We start from the raw sequence: 2686 nt of genomic DNA, 5'->3' as shown, positions 1-2686 counted from the left end.
GCGCCAACCGTATGCCGCAAATCGGTCGCCTCCCCGATGCGAGTAATATTTTTTACGCCCAAGCCTACGCAGGCCACGGCGTAAACGCCACCCATATGGCGGCCAAACTGCTTGCCGAAGCCATTTGTCAGCAGGCGGGATACTTTGATGTGTTCGCCAAAATCAAGCATATGACCTTCCCCGGTGGCCCCACATTCCGCTCGCCTATGCTGGCGGCGGGTATGCTGTACCACAGGTTTAAGGACTTATTCTGAGGTTTGTCCTGTCGTTGGATAAACGAGCACGATATCCAACGACACTAAATGGCGCGGGCTAATTTAATCCGCCTACGGCGCCTTGACCACAGAATAAAAGGCAGCGAGCCAAAATAATGCACGACTAACGCCACCAGCACGCCAAAAGCTATCCCACTGGTGGTTAACGGGATGCCAGGCTTAAAGTTAACTATGGTTTGCTGTAAATATTCAAAACGAACTGGATTAAACATATAGGCGGTTTTCTCGAAGAGATTCCCCTGCGCAAAGGTCTGCATTCCCTGCTGCAGCGCTTGATACAAGGCTAGCGTCTGGCGCTTTTGCTCGGCATCCGCCCTGACGCTAGGCTCCTCGTTTTGCAAATGGCGGGCAATCATGGTTTCGACATCGCCGTAGTGATATTCCTTCGCCGTGGCCTCGTAGCCCTCAACTTGCCATTGAGTCGAGGTATATAGCCCCGCCAAAAATTGCTGATAATGATCGGCTAATTGGGGAAGTTGCAGCGCAATCACTAAGATAAAGCCGAAGATAAGCTTATCGAACAATCGAGTTATCATGGCAAACTCCTTGATAAGTCAAAGGATATATCACTGCCAATGGAGTACTGCAGGCTATCCTGCACAACACTCCAGCCATCAACGCCTATTGCGCTATGGGTAAATCGCTGCGACTGCCCCAGTCGGCCCATGAGCCATCGTAGAGCACAGCATCTGCATGGCCAGAAGCAATCGACGCTAAGATTAAGATACAGGCGGTAATACCCGAGCCACAGCTGAAAATCCTTAACGGTTTATCACCAGTAAGCCCTTGAAACAAGGTTTGTAATTCGGCCGAGCTTTTGATTTTGAAGCCATCGAGCACCTCTGTAAAAGGTAAATTAACCGAATGGGGAATATGCCCACTACGCACACCGGGGCGCGGCTCACTCACTTGGCCTAAAAAACGGACTGCTCCGCGGGCATCGATAATCGCGCTGTCGCTATCATCGAGCTTGGCAAACACGGCCTCGGCATCCATCACCTTGGACGGCTGATATTCCAGTACGGCAGTGAGTTCTTCACTATCGCTTGCACCATAATCTATCCCTTCTTCCTGATAGCGGGATGAGGTGACCCTGTCTTCAGCCATCCATTGGGGTAAACCCCCATCTAGCACATACACACGGTGAAATCCCATCACCTTGAATATCCACCAAGCGCGCGGAGAAGAATAAATCCCTTGATTATCATAAATAACAACCACGCTTTGCGGGTCTATTCCGAGCTTAGCAATGCCTTCTACAAACTGTTCAAACCTTGGTAAGGCGTGGATTTGAGAAGAGGTTTTATCGCAAAAATCCGTTTCGACATCAAAGCGCCTCGAGCGCGGAATGTACACAGGTTCGGAATAGAGGATCGGCTCTTTGCCCAACACCACGGCCATGCTGGCATCGAGTAACACGAGATCTGGCGAGGTGAGGTGCTCTTCGAGCCATTGAGTATTCACGAGAGGATATTCCATTGGCTGTCCTTATTCTGATTTCCAACTGGGATAATGACTTATCAGCCTGCGTTTTGCTGCATATGCTAAAACCCAAGCGCTATTCAAACCATTCGAACCGATACTGTTTTGCTAAAGCACACATGGCAAGCTCATTGAGAGTCGATTACTGACTCGCGGCCTTAATCACTTCAATTTTGACATCCAGTAAACCCGCCGAGGTATTGCCTATGCTGCTAAATGCGGATTTGGACAAATCTATAATTCGGCCCCGCACGAAAGGCCCCCTGTCATTAACCTTAACCACAACCGTTTTACCGTTTTTAAGGTTTGTGACTTTAACTACTGAACCAAAAGGAATTTCCTTATGGGCGGCCGTTTTTAATTTATGGTTATAACGCTCACCGCTGGCGGTTTTCTTATTTTGATGTTTATCGCCGTAGAAAGAAGCTTGGCCAGATTCAGTAAACCCCTGCCAGCTTCCCGAATGGGTAGAAGAACATCCCTGCAAAACCAAGGTGGCTAGCAGCATTAACGTCAAAGATAAGTATTTGAGGCTCACAGAACATCCCTTAGCAAATGAGTTCATCATCCGAGCAATGTACAGCAAAAATCCCCAAGAGGCACCCTTGCGCCACTTTATCCATTTAATTAGAGAGTTAACCAGAAAAAATAAAGCCCCTTTTGCTTAGGCGTAAAGAGGCTTGAGAGGGAGTCAGAACGACTTAGAGAGCTATCCAAGTCGCCTTAATTTCAGTGTATTTATCGAAGGAGTGCATGGATTTATCGCGGCCATTGCCCGATTGTTTATAACCACCGAAAGGCGCCGTCATATCGCCGCCATCATAATGATTAATCCACACCATTCCCGAACGCAGCGCCTTCGCGGTTTTGTGCGCCTTACTGATATCCGCCGTCCACACCCCAGCCGCTAAGCCGTAAATGGTATCATT

General features: G+C 48.8%; 4 protein-coding genes and 1 pseudogene. 1 reads left to right on the top strand and 4 read right to left on the bottom strand.

Going from position 1 to position 2686, the window contains the following annotated elements:
* Window positions 1–254 (top strand): annotated as a pseudogene (locus ACK5NH_RS07975) (FAD-dependent oxidoreductase); the annotation flags it as partial.
* Between the two features lie 44 nt (window positions 255–298).
* Here the strand turns inward: ACK5NH_RS07975 and ACK5NH_RS07970 are convergent.
* From ACK5NH_RS07970 to ACK5NH_RS07955, 4 genes are all read right to left on the bottom strand, one after another.
* Window positions 299–811, bottom strand: coding sequence for a DUF2937 family protein (locus ACK5NH_RS07970; RefSeq protein ID WP_416919008.1), 513 nt, complete (start codon window positions 809–811; stop codon window positions 299–301).
* A gap of 85 nt (window positions 812–896) precedes the next feature.
* Window positions 897–1754, bottom strand: coding sequence for a sulfurtransferase (locus tag ACK5NH_RS07965; protein ID WP_416919006.1), 858 nt, complete (start codon window positions 1752–1754; stop codon window positions 897–899).
* Window positions 1755–1899: 145 nt separating this feature from the next.
* Window positions 1900–2322 (bottom strand): septal ring lytic transglycosylase RlpA family protein, encoded by a 423-nt coding sequence (locus ACK5NH_RS07960; RefSeq protein ID WP_416919010.1) that lies wholly within the window; start codon window positions 2320–2322, stop codon window positions 1900–1902.
* A 136-nt stretch (window positions 2323–2458) separates the two neighbouring features.
* The coding region (locus ACK5NH_RS07955; RefSeq protein WP_416919004.1) for an aldehyde dehydrogenase family protein at window positions 2459–2686 on the bottom strand (228 nt) is incomplete at its 5' end.

It is taken from the genome of Shewanella sp., from assembly GCF_047975355.1.
Classification (GTDB): Bacteria; Pseudomonadota; Gammaproteobacteria; order Enterobacterales; family Shewanellaceae; genus Shewanella.
The sequence above is the reverse complement of the archived record's forward strand: the minus strand, read 5'-3'. Positions and strand labels throughout refer to the sequence as shown.